This is a genomic window from Nocardia sp. CA-151230 (genome assembly GCF_050942175.1).
Classification (GTDB): domain Bacteria; phylum Actinomycetota; class Actinomycetes; order Mycobacteriales; family Mycobacteriaceae; genus Nocardia.
Map to the genome: position 1 here is coordinate 4,002,128 of NZ_CP192061.1, position 15,584 is coordinate 4,017,711.

The following is a 15,584-nucleotide window of genomic DNA, read 5'->3' on the forward strand; positions in this document are numbered from 1 at the left end:
ATCCTAGGCTCCTTCCCGAGCGATCGCCGTCTCACCAGCACCCTGGAGCCACCGTGCCGACCTTCCGCGTTCCCGGCGCCGACCTCGACGTGGAACTGAGCGACGAGGGCGGCCACCCCGTCGTCCAACTCCACGGCCTCACCTCCAGCCGCCACCGCGACCGTCTGATGGACCTCGATCTCGGCCGCGGACTCAGCCGAACCCGATTGCTGCGGTACGACGCGCGCGGCCACGGCCACTCGACGGGTCGTACCGTCCCCGAGGACTATCGGTGGCCGGTTCTGGCCGATGACCTGCTGAACCTGCTCGACCACTGGTTCCCCGGTGAACAGGTGCACGGTGTCGGTCCTTCGATGGGCACCGGGACACTGCTGCACGCCGCTGTCCGCGATCCTGGCCGATTCGCCGGCCTCACCCTGCTGGTGCCCGCGACCGCTTGGCGAACCCGCGCCGCGAAGGCCGACATCTACAGGAAGAATGCCCGCTTGATCGAGGAGCAGGGACTCGAGGCCTTCCTCGGTGCCGATCTCACCGCGCCTCGCCCGCCGGCCACCGTCGGAACGCCGGAAACCGTGCCGGATGTCGCCGAGCACCTACTGCCCTCACTGTTCCGCGGGGCAGCGATGAGCGACCTGCCCGCCCCCGAGGCGATCGCCGCGATCGAGGTGCCGACCACGGTGTTGGCCTGGACAGGCGACCCCGACCATCCGGTGTCGACCGCCGAGGCGCTCGTGGACCTGCTGCCGAAGGCCACACTGCAGGTGGCGCACACACCGGCCGATCTCGCTCGCTGGCCGAGCATCCTGTGCGAGGACGTGGCACGACACGGGTAAGCACGACGCCCTAGCGATTCGTTCTGGAGCCAACCGCCCGGATTGAAAGCCGCTGTCGCGCAGCAGTTCACCGGTGCTGCCTGGCAGCGATGCCGGGTGCATTTCATGCGGAATCTGCAGGGCGCGGTCGGGTCGAAGCACGTGCCGGCGGTGATGGCCGCGATCAAGACGGTGTTCGTGCACACCGAGCCCGATGATGTTGCCGCGCAATGGGATCAGGTGACCGACACCCTGGCGGGGTCGTTTCCGAAAGCCGCGTCGATGATGCGCGACGCCAAGCCCGACGTGCTGGCGTTCACGCCGTTCCCGCACGCTCATTGGACCAAGATCTGGTCGAACAACCCGATCGAGCGGTTGAACAAGGAGATCAAACGCCGTGCTGATGTCGTGGAGATCTTCCCGAACCCGGCGTCGTTCCTGCGGCTGGCGACCGCGGTGGTGATCGAGCAGCACGACGAGTGGCAGGTCACGCGCCGCTACGTCTCCGATGTCAGCCTCGACGAGTTGCGGGCGGTGATCACGGTCAAACAGCAGGCCGGCAGCGACGCGGCCCCGGCACTGACCAGCACCGGAAACCGGCCAGCGAGGGGCATCGGAAGATCAATTGGCCGTTCCGATCCGAGGCCGGCGGAACGTCCGCAACTGCCGAGGAGCGGGAACTGGCTCGCCTATGCGGTGATGATGCCGAGTGAGTATCCCGCCGTTTCAGCGTCAGCTACGAGTGGCTCGCTCCGATTAGCCGTGGTGTATCACGACGTTGGTTCCACGATATCGATCTCGAGAACGAGCTGTTCAGGCCCGAGCGGTCGGCTGACAGGGACGATTCCGGATCGACGTTGGATTTTCGGCGAGTCCGGGACCCCCGGTCCCTCGGGGCCCGCAGGACCGGGAATTGGATAGGGGTGAGGACGTTCGTCGCTTCCTCGGCGAAGGTATCGTGACCTGACGCCGAATCACTGGGACACGACGTGGCCGCCGGTGCTGCCGGTCTGGAACCCGTTCAGGATCGCTTCGATCGGATTCGTGATGGCGGAACTTCCGCTGGAGTTCGGGGGGAGAAGTCCGGTCGATGAGCTTCCGGTGGTGCCGTTGTACCTGTAGTCGGTTGACTGCTGGCTGGTCGTGCCATCGGCGTTCTTCTGTGAGACGACGATGTGCTGGTCGCCGTCTACCAGGTTGAGTTGGACGGTGACACCGTAATTGGCGCCGTTGACACCGTTGCAACACGGTTTCAGTGCAAATGGACTGCCTCCCAGCGTGACTCCGTTGGCCACTATCGTCACCGGAGTCGAGGTCGTCGCCTGCACGGTGATATATGCCCCCCAGCACCCTCCGACGTCACTGACGTAGCAATGCGCCTGAGCGGAGACGATGTCGGCCGAGGCCGGGGCTGCTCCCACTGAGAGTCCGGCCGCAGCGGCGGACGCCATGGCGAGAGTGCTCAACCCCTTGCGGGACAGCGCTTTCACGTTCATCGGTGGTCGATCTCCTTGCCTGATTCCCCGGGGTTTGGTCACCGCCGTCCGGGGCAGCGTATCCACCGACCACATCAACTGAAACGTTAATACTTCAAATAGCCGGGCCCCCAATTATCGGGGCCGACATCGGGGAGGGCGGCAACCGGCATCAGCAGGTGGCCGGACTGCGCAAGGAACTGGCCGTCTTCGATCACACGGTGGCCGCCGCCCCCCGCCGGCACCACCGCACGATGCATCACGAGGTTGGTTCCACGATGTCGATCTCGAGAACAAGTTGTTGAGGCCCGAGCGGTCGGCTGACAGGGACGATCCCGGTGTCGGTGAGCCGGTAGGTGCGTAGCGGGACGCGGTTGATCGGGGACTGGTGGTCGATTCCGGCGTGTGGGCGGTCGTGGTTGTCTTGGTTGAGGAAGTCGACCAGCGCGGCCCGGCGTGCCTGCTCGAAGTCGTATTCGCGGATGTAGGCCCATTCCCGATATCCAGGCGACCCGAACGATACGCAGAATCTGGTGCGGTGGAACCGAACACACGCCAGCCGAGCCCCTGGCTTCCTGAAGAGCGGCGTCCTAGCGAACGCACGCTATTGCCGCATACCGCGCTGACCGAACCGGCCAGCGCGGGGCGCCGGTGGCCGAAACCTGGTGTGGTGCAGAACATCCGCTATTGCCGATTTCCGCGTTCTTGGAAAGATCTTGGGTGCCGGACCTGCGGGACCGAATGCCTGGGCTGTCCTTCAGTTCCACGTCAGCCACTCGTCGCGATAGGCCGTCCAGGGGCCGTGCGGATGCTCATCTGCTGCCCGCCATAGCTGCGGCTGCAGTTCGTCGAACTTGGGATGGCATCCGACATCGCCCGGGTATCGGTGAAACCGGTCCGGCCACACGCACTGCAGGACGGGCCATTCGACACCGCGGTAGTACCGAATTGCCGTGCCGAAGAACGCCCTACGCCATGAATCGGCGATCGGTCGCAGCGCGACCTGGTAGTCACCGGTCAACACATCATCGAGCCGCTGGTCGACCTCGAGTCGCGCACCTGCGGCGACCTGATCACCGACGAGGTTGAGCATGGCCATGGACCTCTCCGGCGATATCCCGAACATGGCCACCTCGGGCACCCGGTAGCTATGCCACAGGCCCACTGTGAACGCCCAACTGCCCGACACGTCGCTCTCGGGAATCGCGATCACACCCCAGCCACGCGTACCGACGTTCTCGACCAAACGTTGATCAGCGGAGTGCGTTTCGGCGCGGTCGCCGTAGTCATGACAGATCACACAACAACAATCCGAGCTACCCACGGCGGAGACCTTACTGCACAAAACGGACAATCATCGAAGTGTTCGGCACGAGCCCGAAAGCACCCTCATGCCGCATACCGCGCTGACCGAACCGGCCAGCGCGGGTGCGTGGAAGATCAACGGGCAGGGGTCATCTGAGCCCGCCGATCGGACGTCGCCAGTGCACGGTCATGCCGGTTCCAGAGAGTCGACCTGATCGGCGTTTGAGCTGTCCGAGCGGATCAGGTCATGGACAACGGGTCGAAGAAGTCGCGGAGCTTGCTGTAGCCCGCGCAATTCGAATTAGCCAGGGCAGCGCCGACATTCGACATTCTCGGCGAGTCGGCTTGCATGGTGCAGAGAAGTACTCGGACTCCCGGGTGGTCCGGGAGATGGAAACTGCGTTCCCGCGTCTCGATACCTGAGGTGCTGCTGGTGGAGCTCACGATCGCGATGCTGCCATTCTCGGGTGCGGTCGACCTGTTCCGGTCGGTTGCTCGACTCCGGGAGCTACCGGATTCCTGGACCCGCCCGGACTCCGGGACCGGGCGGGTGCGGGGATTCTCCAGTTGGTCACCGGAACCGGGGGTGACCGCAGGCCATCGTAGGGATCTGCGTCCCGACCTGGACTGCCGCCACGCCGATGTCCCCAGAACCTCCGTGTTCGGAAAACGATCTGCCGCACAGGTGGACGTGACGAGCGTGGCGTAGCCACCCCTGAGACGAGAGCCGTCCAGCGGTATCTGGCCGGCTCTCGCATGTACAGGCTCGCACAGGCAGCCCGGCCACCCAGCGGCTGGATTCCTTCGACAACTCGACAGTTGAACAGGCGAGCTCACCAGTCCGGAAGCCCGGAATCATGCGGTGAGGCGCGGGTTTCGGATGCTCGGCACCATCGTCGCGAGTTCGCGCCACGCAGGTAGCGGGAGGGCGGCTGGGTCGGCGCCGACAACCTGCAGGCAGACGTGATCGGCCCCGGCGGCGAGGTGACGGTCCACCCGTTGCCGAATCGCCTCGAGGCCGCCGTAGGCGACGATCGCGTCCACCAGCCGATCGCTGGGGCCCGCGATGTCGCCGTCATCGAAACCGAGCCGGCGTACGTTCGCTGTCTGGTGCGGAGCCTGCGAGACGTACGCGCCGACATAGGCGCGGGCCGTTTCGCGGGCGCGAGCGCGATCGGTGTCGAACACCACCGGCTGCTCCACACCGAGGAATGGCTTCGGCCCCAATATCTCTCGTGCCCGCTCGGTGTGCGCGACGGGAGCGAAGTAGGGGTGCGCTCCCCAGGTCCGCTCTCCCGCGAGAGCGAGCATCTTCGGCCCCAGCGCCGCGAGCACCCGGCGTGGCGCCGGATCGGGGACGGGGCCGTGCTGTGGTACCGCGTCCATCGCATCGAGATAACCTCGCATCAGAGCTAGGGGTTTACCGCCTGCGGGGATTGTGTAACCGCCCGCCTCGACCGCCCGTCCGCCCACTCGATGGCCGCCGAGCCCGAGCACATAGCGACCCGGAAATGCCTCCCCGAGGGCGCGTTCGGCGGTGGCCATCGTGATCGGATCACGCAGCGCGGCATTGGCGATGCCCGCGGCGACGACGATGCGTTCGGTGGCCGACAGCAGCAGCCATGCCTGGCCGATGGAATCTCGACCGAACCCTTCGCCGAACCACAGAGCCCCGAAACCGAGTTCCTCGATCTCCGCGGCCGCCTCCCGCACCAAATTGGCCGGTTGCCCGTCGAAGGCCCACGTCCAGAGGCCGACAGTGCCCACGTCTCGCTGTGTCATGTGTTGCTCCCACCATCAAATCGGAGAACCTCTCCGGTTTTCTGTGAGGTACGATACGGAGAACTTCTCCGGAATGCCAGAGGCGGAATGAGATCACACGCGCAACGCAACTACGACCGCGTAATCGCCGCCGCGAGTGCGGTATTCGCGGAGTCGGGTCCCGATGCGTCGCTCAACGAGATCGCCCGTCGCGCCGAGGTCGGCCCCGGCACGCTGTACCGCCACTTCCCGACCCGCCAGGATCTGCAAGCCGCCGTGCTGAAGGAACGCATCACCGCTCTCGCTCGACGCGGGGAAGAACTGTCATCGGCGACGGATTCCGTTGCCGCGCTTGTGGAATGGCTGCGTGCCCTGCTGGTTCACGCCAAGTCCGACCGGGGTCTCGGAGCGGCGATACTCACCAGCGCGGCCCACTCGCAGATCGACTGCCACACCATCATCCGCGAGACGGCCGTCGAACTCGTGGAGCGGGCCCAACGCGACGGCGCCGTCCGCGCCGATGTCTCCATCGACGACCTCATCCACCTGATCGCAGGAATCGGGCTGGCGGCCGGACACGCCTCCGATCCGGGCCAACCCGACCGGCTCCTCGACCTCGCCCTGACGGGCCTCACCACCGTCCCCGGGACGATTGCGATCGACGGGACCGGGTCCGGCGAGGATTCGGTTCCGGTGCCCGCAGGCCATGCTCACCGACGGAGGACCTGATGCGTTGGGAGACAGCGGTGCGCTGTTCACTCCCATCGATCGCCACGGTGACATCCGTCCGGCAGTCGACGACTCCGTCGGTCAGGGTCGCTGATGAGCCTGAAGGTGGAGCAACAGTGGAATCTCGTCTCGAGGGTCGTCCGCAGCTCCTGCTCGGTCACCGTGTCCACATGCTGGGTCTGGTGTGGTGCAGAGTATGTGGGCGCGGGCCCGGCAGGCCGGCATCCGCGCCGCCGGCGAGCGCAACTCGAACCATCGACTCCCGACGGCCGGCCACAGTATTGGGGCGAGTCGACAGTCCGCCGTGCGTGAGTTGTCGGTGACTCGAAAATCCTTGTTGCCCAATGTCATTGCCACGGATCGATAATGGGCACTCCGGCGGCCTCGAACGGCGCGGTGTCGCGGGTGGCGACGGTGAAGCCTGCGGCGGCCGCCGTGGCGGCAATCATGCCGTCGGCGGTGCCGATGGCCAGACCGGCAGCGCGGGCGCCGGACATGAGGCGCGCGTATTTCGCGGTGGCCTCGAGGTCGTAGGCGAGCACGCGCCCGACGAACAGCGGCAATATGCGGTCCTCGAGCTGCTCGGCGAGCACATCGCGACGGCGACCGTCGGGCATCGCGGCGACGCCATGGCGCAGCTCGCCGACGCTGACGGCTGCCAGGTACAGAGTCTCGATGTTCTGGGCGTCGATCCATTCGACTACACGAGGGTCGGGGGCCTTGCGCAGCGGTTCGCTGATGACGTTCGTGTCCAGGATGATCACTGGTCGAACTCCAGGGGCTCGGCCGGGCTGCGGTCACGGGCGGTGAGGGCAGCGTGCTCCTCGTCGGTCAGCTCGATGTCGCGGCCGATGTCGGCCAGCATCGAACCGAGCTTGATCCGCTCGGCCGGTTGCACGGCCTCGGTGAGGATGGCGCGTATCTCGGCCTCGGTGCTGCGGCCGTGGGCGGCCGCGCGCTGGCGAATGGCTCGGTGTACTTCGTCGCTCAGATTTCGGATCGTCACGTTCTTCACCCGATATCCTCTCCTCTCGATCGCTATCAATGCTATCAACTCTGGCCGACTGATATCACTTACCGTTTCTGATCCCTACGAGGACGCTTATAGGCGGCCGGTCATATGGGCACTAATTTCTGTATCGAAGTCTGTGATGGGGTGGCACCGCTGCGCGGTGCCACCCCATCTACATGTTTGGTGGAAGTTGTTGCCTGAGTTGGCATATGGGTGAGGTCTACACCCACTGTCACGACACCCACTGTCGCCCCCGGCCGACAAACACGAGCAGCCACCGCGAGGTGAGTACTGTGCGGATACTGCCGCCGTCCGGATCCCCTTGCCGCCGCGCAATCGTCAAGGCGTCCTCGAGGGTTTGCGAGAACGCCCGCCGGGCGCGGATAGCACCCGATCGGCCCGACGGAAGCGAGGTCAGTGCCATGATGGCAGTACTGCAACACGCCGTTCCGATCGCCACCCTGATCTTCGTGGTGTCGAGCATGGTTGCGATGGGTCTGGGGCTCACGATCAGCGAGATCACCGCCCCGCTACGCAATCTGCGCTTGGTGGCGATGTCGCTCCTCGCCAATTTCGTACTGATGCCCGCCGCTGCGGTGCTGCTGGCCAAGATCCTGCACCTCGACGAACCCTTCGGCGTGGGTCTGCTGCTGCTCGGCGCCGCCGCCGGTGCACCCTTCCTGCCCAAGCTGGCCCAGATCGCCAAGGGAGATCTCGCGTTCGCGGTGGCGTTGATGGTCGTGCTGATGGCCATCACCGTGGGCTACCTACCGCTGGTGCTGCCTCTGCTGCTGCCGGGAGTCTCGGTCGACCCCGGCCAGATCGCCCGCTCCCTGGTCGTGCTGATGCTCGTCCCGCTGGGCATCGCACTCGCGGTCAACGCCAAACTGCCCCGTGCTGCCGCGGCCGTCAAGCCCTGGTGCGACCGGCTGTCCAGTCTCGGCCTGGTGGCCGTGATGGTGCTGTTGGTGGTGGTCAACTTCCACAACGTGCTGTCGGTGTTCGGAACCCGCGCCATCTTGGCCGGACTGCTGTTCATCGCGATCGGCTATGGGTTGGGCTGGGTCCTGGGTGGCCCCGCCGCTGGCACTCGGCCGGTGCTCGGTTTGGGCACGGCCCAGCGCAACATCGCTGCAGCGCTGGTGGTCGGCGGCCAGAGCTTCACCGATCCCAGGGTGGTAGTCATGGTGGTCGTGGTGGCCATCGTCAGCCTGCTGATTCTGTTGCCGCTGTCGCGGCGGCTGGCCCGCACCGCCGCAGACGGCGGTGACACAGGCTAGGAGGGCTGTTCGGCAACGGTGTCGAGGTGCCCATCGAGCAGTTCAATGGCGATTTCTGCTGCGCCGCTGTGGTTTTGAGTTCGGTGCTCTCTTTGTCCCCGGCGTCGAGTTCGGTACGCAGCGCGGCCGATCGTCTGGTTCAAGTAGCGAGACCTTCAGATGAAGCACTGAAATGCCGCATGTCGCGTTGACCGCACCGGCCAGCACGGGGCGCCCGACTGCGAGACCGACTGCAGCCCATGAGCATCCGCTATCGCCGGCCAGGGTCACTGATCTCCGCCGCGTTCGGCCAATCGCGTTACGGCAGAGCTGAGCTCGGAAAGAAGCTCCTCGGATAGAGTCGGCCAATGCCAGGCAGCGGTGCTGTGGGGGACCGTGCGGTGGACCACCTCTTCGACCAAGTCTCCGGAACACGGGGTCGGTCGGGTCGAGCCCTGCACGCCGAATGCACCGGCTCCGTTCGTCGTTCATGTTTGAAGCTGTAGGCCGCCCCGGCAGCGTGACCGCCCCCGCGCTGCTGCACCTGGCTCTCAATGCCGGCGGGGCGCCGGCCCCTCGCCTCGCCCGTCGCAGCCGACCTCGCCCGTCGCCATGGGTCTCGCCGCGCTGACTTGTCGGTCCTCCGGGCTACGTTGCTTCCTGCTGCGGCAATACTGTTGCAATGCTTGATATTTCGACGCCCCGGACATCGGGGTAGATAGTGGGTGACTCTGTGGGATCACAGGGACGACGGCCGATGCACGCGGTCGTCAAGTGTGGAATCGCGGCCGCGGTGGCGGTCGCGACGGTGACGGTGGGCGGAACGATGGCGACGGCCGACGCCGACCAACCGGCCTCGGGCTGCACCTATGCCTCGGGGTCGAACCCGGCCAACCAACCCGCGGTGTCCAGCTCGACTCTGCAGGTGAATTCGACCTATACGGTCAGCGCCGCAGTACTGAATCCGAACACCACCATCGCCTTCAGTGACGTCGGTCCCGACGGGACGAGCGTGGCGATCGGCTCTCCGGTTGTGGTCGCCAATGGCGTCGGCACCTCCGCCAGCGTGCAGTGGACTCCCACGACGGCGGGCGCCCACCGGCTCTATGCCGCGGAATCCGGCCCCGGCTGGAACTTCACCTACGGCCCGACCACCTGCGCCGTCGCGGCAGCGTCCTCGGGAACCGGTTCCGCCAACGGTGTTCCGTTCCTCAGCGGGCTCTGAGCGCTCGCTGGCCGGGTAACGGGCCGCCGCTGCCCCCGGCTCAGGTGCGGGCGGCGGTGGCGGTCGTGGGGGAGTGGCTGCGGGACTACACCGAGGGGCCCGATGGCCCGCGCCTGGCTGCGACGGCGAGTTCGCTTCGGGCCCTGCCGATCTCGGGCATATACGGGGTACCCCGAAACGACCGCCCCACATGCGGTCGGGTTCGCGCTGGCCGGTTCGGTCAGCGCGGTCCGCGCCATGTCGGATCACTTTGTGTGTCAGCAGCGCCTGGTAGACGGCCTCCACCACTGCCGGGTCCAGATCGCCGCCCAACCGCACCCCGTCGATGCGCGCTCCGATGTGCAAACGGAGTTTGTGGACGGTCACTGCGCTCATGTACGACTCTCGGAATCGAATCCTCTGCTCATGGCATGACCCGGTCGGACCTATTGCGGCGTGAGGGGCGGACCGACCGGATCACCCCGCAAGGGTGCGGCAAAATAGCCGCGCGCCTGCCGCCTATCTCGGTGGCCGAGACCATTTGCCGGCCGCGCCCCGGCTCGGCGCCGTCGTGGCGACCGGATTCCAATCACCGATATCGCCGAACGGCGGCTTCGGGCGGCTCGCTACTTCGACGCTGGCACCATGGACCACCAGCGGATCGTGCGGCGGCGCGATCTGGCTCCGGAACTGCGGTTCGATCCGAACGATTGGCGACTGCTGGGCGGGCCTATCCACACCGTCGATGTGGAGGGCGCCGTCCGCACACTCGGAGGTCGAGGTGGTGTCCGACACCGGGTTCCTCCTCGGGGCTGGGCTATCACCGGTTCGAAGGCCGGTATCACGGTGAATGGCGTGGTCCGGGACTGCATCTCGACGGCGAGCGGATCGAGGATTGCTCCACCTACGAGAATGCGCGGCGGCTGCATCCGATTCGCGACACCATCGTGCGGATCACCGATCCGGTGGGCGGCGGTGTCGGCTACGGCAACTGCCAGCCGATCGTGGTGACGATGCGCTCGGGCCTCCCGTGGACAGCACCTTCATACAGGCAGGCAGGTGCGCCGCCTCCAGACTTGCAGATCCTGGGATCGTTTTCCGAAGACGAACTCCGGTGGTCGAGATTCGTAGATATCTGTCGGGGTTGCCTGACGCGGAGGTGACGGACCCCTGTAGAACGTGTTCTACTTTTTGCGTTTTCGTAGGAATCTCAGGGGATTGCGGGTGAGTGTGAGCAAGGGACCATTGGCGGGTGTGCGGATCGTCGAGCTGGCGAGCATCGGGCCCGGACCGCACGCGGGCATGATGCTGGCCGATCTGGGCGCGGACGTGGTGCGGGTGCAGCGGCCCGGCGACGGGTCCGCGGTCGGGCCCATGCGGGCACAGCTGCGCGGGCGGACCATCGTGGCGGCGAACTTCAAGGACCCCGACGACATTGCCGCGGTCCGGGACCTGATCGACAGGGCCGACGTGGTCATCGAGGGCTACCGGCCCGGCGTGATGGAACGGCTCGGGCTCGGACCCGAGCAGGCCCTGGAACGCAATCCGCGACTGATCTACGGCCGCATGACCGGATGGGGCCAGGACGGGCCGCGCGCCGATCGGGCCGGGCACGACATCAACTACATCGGGCTCACCGGCGCGCTCAACGGCATCGGGCGCAGAGGCGAACGGCCACTTCCGCCCATCAACCTGCTCGGCGACTACGGCGGCGGCTCGGTCTTCCTGGTGCTCGGCATCATCACCGCGCTCTATGAGCGCGAACGCTCGGGGCAGGGGCAGATCGTGGACGCGGCCATGGTGGACGGCGTGCTGACACTGGCGCACTCGATCTGGACCCTGCATCAGGGCGGCCGCTGGTCCGACGAGCGCGGCACCAACATGCTCGACACCGGAATGGCCTGGTACGACACCTATCAGACGGCCGATGGCAAGTTCGTGGCGGTCGGCGCGTACGAGCCGCAGTTCTACACCGAACTGCTGCGCGTGCTCGGTCTGGACTCCGAATCGCTGCCGCACCAAATGGATCCGGCCGGACAGAACGAGCTGCGCGAGGTCTTCACCGAGAAATTCGCCACCAGGACCCAAGCGGAATGGACCGCGCTCTTCGACGATGTCGACGCCTGCGTCACCCCCATCCGGACCTGGACCGAGGCCGCGCAGGACGAACACCTGCGCGCCCGCGGCTCGCTCATCGAGGTCGACGGCATGCTGCAACCCGCACCCGCGCCCCGGTTCTCGCGCACCCCGCCGCCGACACCGACCCCGGCTCCGGCGCAACTCACGCCCATCGGTGAGATCTGGGTGTAGCACAGGGGCGTGCTCCGTATCCGGGCTCACGCTGTTCACACTGGTCATGCTGGAAATGCGAGCGTTCTAGGGTCGCCGTCATAGCGGTCGAAAATCGGGCGGACAGTGCGTCACGAACGCAGAGAGGAGCCTTGATGCGTCGCACTGTCCAACTACTACATCGGCGCGACCCGGCGACATGGTCGACGGCGTGGATTCCTCAAAACTCGACAAAACTCGACGCGGCGTCCGCTCGAGCGAATTCCAGCTACGGCAGTTTCGACAACGAACCGCTTCGACTTCATCGGGGTCCCGGTAGTACACGTGCGAAAACAACGGCAATGGCTTGACCAGCGATGATGGCGGGCGCCCCGGTCCTGGGCCTTCTTATCGGGTATTGCAGCGAGACCGCGCAGTCGGTTGCGACCATTGTTCCTATGAGCACTGAGCCCAGCGCTCCCCAACCCTCGGGCGAGGAGCCCGAGACTGACGAGGCGCAACCTCCATCACCAGCCTCTGCCGAACCGCCACAGCCGCCGACTGCCGATGAGCCGCGCGGCGCAACCTCTTCCACTCCGAGTGAACCTCAAACCCGCGGTGCAGACCGTAGCGGACGGTATGCATTCGTCACCGCGCTGAGTGCGGCACTGCTGTCAGGAGTCGTATCGGCCGGTGTCGCGGTCTACGTCAGCGCGAACCAGTTGGACCGCACCGCGCAGCTGACCGCGGAGACGACACTGCGAGCGGACCGGCAGAAGGCATACGCCGACTACCTCAGCAGTCTCGGCGACATTGGAAAAGCGATGGGCGGGCTGAAAGGAGTGCTGATGACATATCCACACGACCGCCATCTCGTGGACCAAGCAGTAGAAGAATTCGTCGGCGCCTTCAACGCCGCTGCCAAAGCCGAAAACGTCGTGGCCGTCGCCGGGACCGACGGCATGCAGACCGTCATCGCCGACTACAAGAACACCCTCGCGGTGCCTCTCGTGAACGAAGTCGCCGCCTACACGCTGCGCTACATCACACCCGGAGGGGCAGGTGAGAACGACGACGCAGGAATGGACCGAGAGTCCGCCGCGCTCGTCACCACGATCAACGGCGACGTGGACAAGCTGTACAAGCTTCTCGAACGATTCGTCGACCAGGCCCGCGAGGACCTCCACACCTCGTAGACAACACAGGACGTCGTCGAACCGACCAATCGTTGCGGACCGAGTAGTCGGCACGATCGGTCAGGGCCGCGCCCCATGTCGTCAGCGTCCGGGCCTGCCGCAGAACCGAATACCTGCCAGCTCCATCACTCAGGGGGTCGATGCGCCTGCCCGCGCCCATCCGTCGGACACCGCAATCCGGACATGCGTGCAGGCGCATCGCAACATTGTCATCTACTACACCGGCAGCCCAACGTCGCTGCTGGTACAGCGATTGTCGTTGTTTCCGCGCGATTCCCACCGGAACCTCTCACCGGACACGCAACGCCATTCGACTGGCACGGTGCCGAATACTGTGCCGTTCAGGGCCTCTGAGAGGCAGGCGAAGGCGAGAGCAATCGTATGCGATCCGAAGCGGCTGCCGGCCACGCCCTGGCGGGTCTCGCATTGGCCGGCATGGCGAGCAAGGTGGCGGTGGGGGTTCGTGTCTCGGCGTGGCGGGGGACCGGTACACGGTCGTGGGCCCCGATGTCCGCGATCCGCACCATGGTGCAGTGCCGTCAGGGCTGTCCCGACGGACTGACGTGTCAGTACTCCCGATCCGGCCGGGTCACGTCCGGGCGGCGGGTGCGGTGGACCGGGGAGCGCAGAGGTCGAACTGGCCTGCCAGGCTGGTTGCTTCCAATACTCGTGTGACGCAGTATGCCGCATACCGCGCTGACCGAACCGGCCTAGCGAGGCCCCTCGGAAGAGCAACGGGCCGAAGGCATCCAGCGCCGGCCGAACGTCCGCTCTTGCCGAATGCATAGCGTTCCAATCGCCTACCGTGTCGATCGAGCTGTCAGTCGGGGTCCGCACCGAGTTGCTCATTGTGCGTGCGGTCAGGGCGGGCCCCCAGAACGCTGTGCTGCGTCACCTGTTGGCTGACGTCAGTGGCGCCCGAGCGCGATTCCGCAATGGCGGCGGCAAATGCGGCCCGTAGCTCGAGGGCGGGTTCGCCGAGAACGACGCCGCTGATGATCAGCTCGATCATCACGCGGTCATAGTCGTCGCTCGTCCGCCGGTACCGTTGGGATCCGTCTCAACGGCAGCCGAGGTGATTGCTCGGCCGCTGGCGGCTAGCGGGGAGAACGACACCTCGTATATCCCGTGACCGGTCCAACTGCGGTGCATGAAGACAATGTCGTCTTCGGCGAAGATGTTCCACTTCTCGTCCATGCTCCGCGACCGGTAGCCCCTCCGGATGCGGTCCCACTCGGCCACAGTCCAGACACGATCGGGCAGCTGTGAAAGCGGCTGGGGCGTGACGATCGGATGCAGTGTGCGGAAGGAACTTCTGGTCAGAGGTGCGTCACGGTCCATGGCCCGATCGTAAGTCCACGGCAAGCCGAGGCGGGTTGTCCATGGTCACCACAGGGTCCACTTGGCGGCGCCGGACGATCGAGATCGACTGCAGCGCAAGGCATCGCAATTGCAGCGTATATGCCAGGGTCAAGTACTGGGTGCATTACGGTCCACGCGCGCATCCGAACTCGCCATGATGCCGCATACCGCGCTGACCGAACCGGCCAGAGCGGGTGCGTGGAAGATCAACGGGCAGAGGTCATCTGAGCCCCCGACCGAACCTCATCAGTGCACAGCAATGTCGACTTGAGTGTGGTTGGGCTGATCCGTCGTAGAGATACTCGGCGACCGGTCAGGGCTATGGCAACGACGCCGCCGAGACGGCGGGCACGCCGGAACCGCGCGTATTACGCCCTGTAGTAGGAGGCGGTTACTATGGCCGACGTGCTGGACAAGCGGAGTGGAACAGTCCTGGCCGTGGTGTCGCTGGGCGTACTGACGATGGTGGCGTTCGGGTGGCGTGCGTGGAGCCATGGACCGGCCTGGGACTCGATCGACAACAACATCGGATACCTGCTGTTGTGGCCGTTGTTCGTCGGGTTTCTGGCGTGGGGGTGGGTCCGATTCCGGCAGCTGGAACGAGATTCCGCTACTGCGGTGCGGAATCGGTTCCAGGACAAAGTGACTCGCGAAATCACGAGCGAACTGCTGCCGCTGCGTTCGAACGGCCCTGATGACCCCGATCCCGCGATGGACGCATACAACCGCTATCTGGCCGACCTCAATGCTCGCGAACTGCGCCGTCATCTTCGTGCGGCCGGCCTGGATATCTCCGACTCGCCGCGCTGATATGTAGGCTCCCGCCGGCGACTCGACCCGAGGTGGGCACGGCTCACGCGCCGCGGAGGTTTCCAGCGCGGGCCGGTTCAAGGCTGGCTGTAGTGGCGTTAGATGATGTCTACCGGTGGGGCAGTACCAGTACGGCCGTGTGCGGTTCTACCGCTCGGCCAGACTCGTTCTGTCTCTGGCCGCGCACTGGCTATACCGAGTTCTGGAGATATATGCATTTATTGATTTGTTCGGACTCTGGGCTCTGCGAGTCGGTGTCGGCCACCGGCCGAGGGTGCCGCTGCGGTGAGGAGTACGTCTGTGGGCGTGTCCAGCAGAACGCGCAGGCGCGCAATGAAGATGTCGGGTCGGCATGATCGGTGGAATCGCCGGATAGCTGAGGGCTCGTCGA

At 65.7% G+C, this 15,584-nt stretch carries 15 protein-coding genes and 2 pseudogenes; 8 read left to right on the forward strand and 9 right to left on the reverse strand.

Translation table 11 applies throughout. The features are described from left to right. The first annotated feature begins 53 nt into the window (after nt 1-53). Complete coding sequence (locus ACQP1O_RS18730; protein ID WP_433567036.1) at nt 54-833, forward strand: alpha/beta fold hydrolase; 780 nt, start codon at nt 54-56, stop codon at nt 831-833. A 39-nt stretch (nt 834-872) separates the two neighbouring features. Continuing rightward, a pseudogene (locus tag ACQP1O_RS18735) lies at nt 873-1,403 on the forward strand (transposase); the annotation flags it as partial. Between the two features lie 383 nt (nt 1,404-1,786). Here ACQP1O_RS18735 and ACQP1O_RS18740 read toward each other — a convergent pair. From ACQP1O_RS18740 to ACQP1O_RS18755, 4 genes are all read right to left on the reverse strand, one after another. Then, nucleotides 1,787-2,308 (reverse strand): hypothetical protein, encoded by a 522-nt coding sequence (locus ACQP1O_RS18740; RefSeq protein ID WP_433567037.1) that lies wholly within the window; start codon nt 2,306-2,308, stop codon nt 1,787-1,789. 736 nt (nt 2,309-3,044) lie between these two features. Further along, a complete protein-coding gene (locus ACQP1O_RS18745; RefSeq protein ID WP_433567038.1) occupies nt 3,045-3,587 on the reverse strand; it encodes a DUF4262 domain-containing protein in 543 nt (180 codons plus the stop codon). Nucleotides 3,588-3,832: 245 nt separating this feature from the next. After that, nucleotides 3,833-4,036 (reverse strand): hypothetical protein, encoded by a 204-nt coding sequence (locus ACQP1O_RS18750; protein WP_433567039.1) that lies wholly within the window; start codon nt 4,034-4,036, stop codon nt 3,833-3,835. Between the two features lie 411 nt (nt 4,037-4,447). Continuing rightward, complete coding sequence (locus ACQP1O_RS18755) at nt 4,448-5,374, reverse strand: TIGR03620 family F420-dependent LLM class oxidoreductase (RefSeq protein ID WP_433567040.1); 927 nt, start codon at nt 5,372-5,374, stop codon at nt 4,448-4,450. Between the two features lie 87 nt (nt 5,375-5,461). Between ACQP1O_RS18755 and ACQP1O_RS18760 the strand changes: the two genes are divergently transcribed. Further along, nucleotides 5,462-6,082 carry a TetR/AcrR family transcriptional regulator gene (locus tag ACQP1O_RS18760; RefSeq protein ID WP_433567041.1) on the forward strand — a complete coding sequence of 207 codons (621 nt, stop codon included), beginning with the start codon at nt 5,462-5,464 and terminating at the stop codon, nt 6,080-6,082. A 347-nt stretch (nt 6,083-6,429) separates the two neighbouring features. On the opposite strand, the gene ACQP1O_RS18765 is transcribed toward ACQP1O_RS18760, so the two are convergent. Together ACQP1O_RS18765 and ACQP1O_RS18770 are read right to left on the reverse strand one after the other, a co-directional pair. Beyond that, nucleotides 6,430-6,846 carry a type II toxin-antitoxin system VapC family toxin gene (locus ACQP1O_RS18765; RefSeq protein ID WP_433567042.1) on the reverse strand — a complete coding sequence of 139 codons (417 nt, stop codon included), beginning with the start codon at nt 6,844-6,846 and terminating at the stop codon, nt 6,430-6,432. Next, complete coding sequence (locus ACQP1O_RS18770; protein ID WP_433567043.1) at nt 6,843-7,097, reverse strand: FitA-like ribbon-helix-helix domain-containing protein; 255 nt, start codon at nt 7,095-7,097, stop codon at nt 6,843-6,845. The genes ACQP1O_RS18765 and ACQP1O_RS18770 overlap by 4 nt, the downstream gene beginning before the upstream one ends. Before the next feature lie 419 nt (nt 7,098-7,516). Here ACQP1O_RS18770 and ACQP1O_RS18775 point away from each other — a divergent pair, with 419 nt between their 5' ends. Both ACQP1O_RS18775 and ACQP1O_RS18780 read left to right on the forward strand, forming a co-directional pair. Further along, a complete protein-coding gene (locus tag ACQP1O_RS18775; RefSeq protein WP_433567044.1) occupies nt 7,517-8,374 on the forward strand; it encodes a bile acid:sodium symporter family protein in 858 nt (285 codons plus the stop codon). 736 nt (nt 8,375-9,110) lie between these two features. Beyond that, the gene (locus ACQP1O_RS18780; protein ID WP_433568031.1) at nt 9,111-9,578 is read left to right on the forward strand and encodes a hypothetical protein; all 468 of its coding nucleotides are present in this window, start codon (nt 9,111-9,113) and stop codon (nt 9,576-9,578) included. Between the two features lie 243 nt (nt 9,579-9,821). On the opposite strand, the pseudogene ACQP1O_RS18785 reads toward ACQP1O_RS18780, so the two are convergent. After that, nucleotides 9,822-9,953: pseudogene (locus tag ACQP1O_RS18785) on the reverse strand (taurine catabolism dioxygenase); the annotation flags it as partial. Nucleotides 9,954-10,781: 828 nt separating this feature from the next. Between ACQP1O_RS18785 and ACQP1O_RS18790 the strand changes: the two are divergent. Continuing rightward, a complete protein-coding gene (locus tag ACQP1O_RS18790; RefSeq protein WP_433567045.1) occupies nt 10,782-11,867 on the forward strand; it encodes a CaiB/BaiF CoA transferase family protein in 1,086 nt (361 codons plus the stop codon). A gap of 416 nt (nt 11,868-12,283) precedes the next feature. Next, nucleotides 12,284-13,021, forward strand: a complete 738-nt coding sequence (locus ACQP1O_RS18795; protein ID WP_433567046.1) for a hypothetical protein — start codon at nt 12,284-12,286, stop codon at nt 13,019-13,021. Nucleotides 13,022-13,841: 820 nt separating this feature from the next. Here ACQP1O_RS18795 and ACQP1O_RS18800 read toward each other — a convergent pair. Together ACQP1O_RS18800 and ACQP1O_RS18805 are read right to left on the reverse strand one after the other, a co-directional pair. Beyond that, on the reverse strand, nt 13,842-14,036 hold the full coding sequence (locus ACQP1O_RS18800) for a hypothetical protein (RefSeq protein WP_433567047.1): 195 nt from the start codon (nt 14,034-14,036) through the stop codon (nt 13,842-13,844). Then, the gene (locus ACQP1O_RS18805; protein ID WP_433567048.1) at nt 14,033-14,362 is read right to left on the reverse strand and encodes a hypothetical protein; all 330 of its coding nucleotides are present in this window, start codon (nt 14,360-14,362) and stop codon (nt 14,033-14,035) included. Before ACQP1O_RS18805 ends, ACQP1O_RS18800 begins: the two co-directional genes overlap by 4 nt. Nucleotides 14,363-14,779: 417 nt before the next feature. Here ACQP1O_RS18805 and ACQP1O_RS18810 point away from each other — a divergent pair, with 417 nt between their 5' ends. Continuing rightward, the gene (locus ACQP1O_RS18810) at nt 14,780-15,193 is read left to right on the forward strand and encodes a hypothetical protein (protein WP_433567049.1); all 414 of its coding nucleotides are present in this window, start codon (nt 14,780-14,782) and stop codon (nt 15,191-15,193) included. Nucleotides 15,194-15,584: the final 391 nt, after the last annotated feature.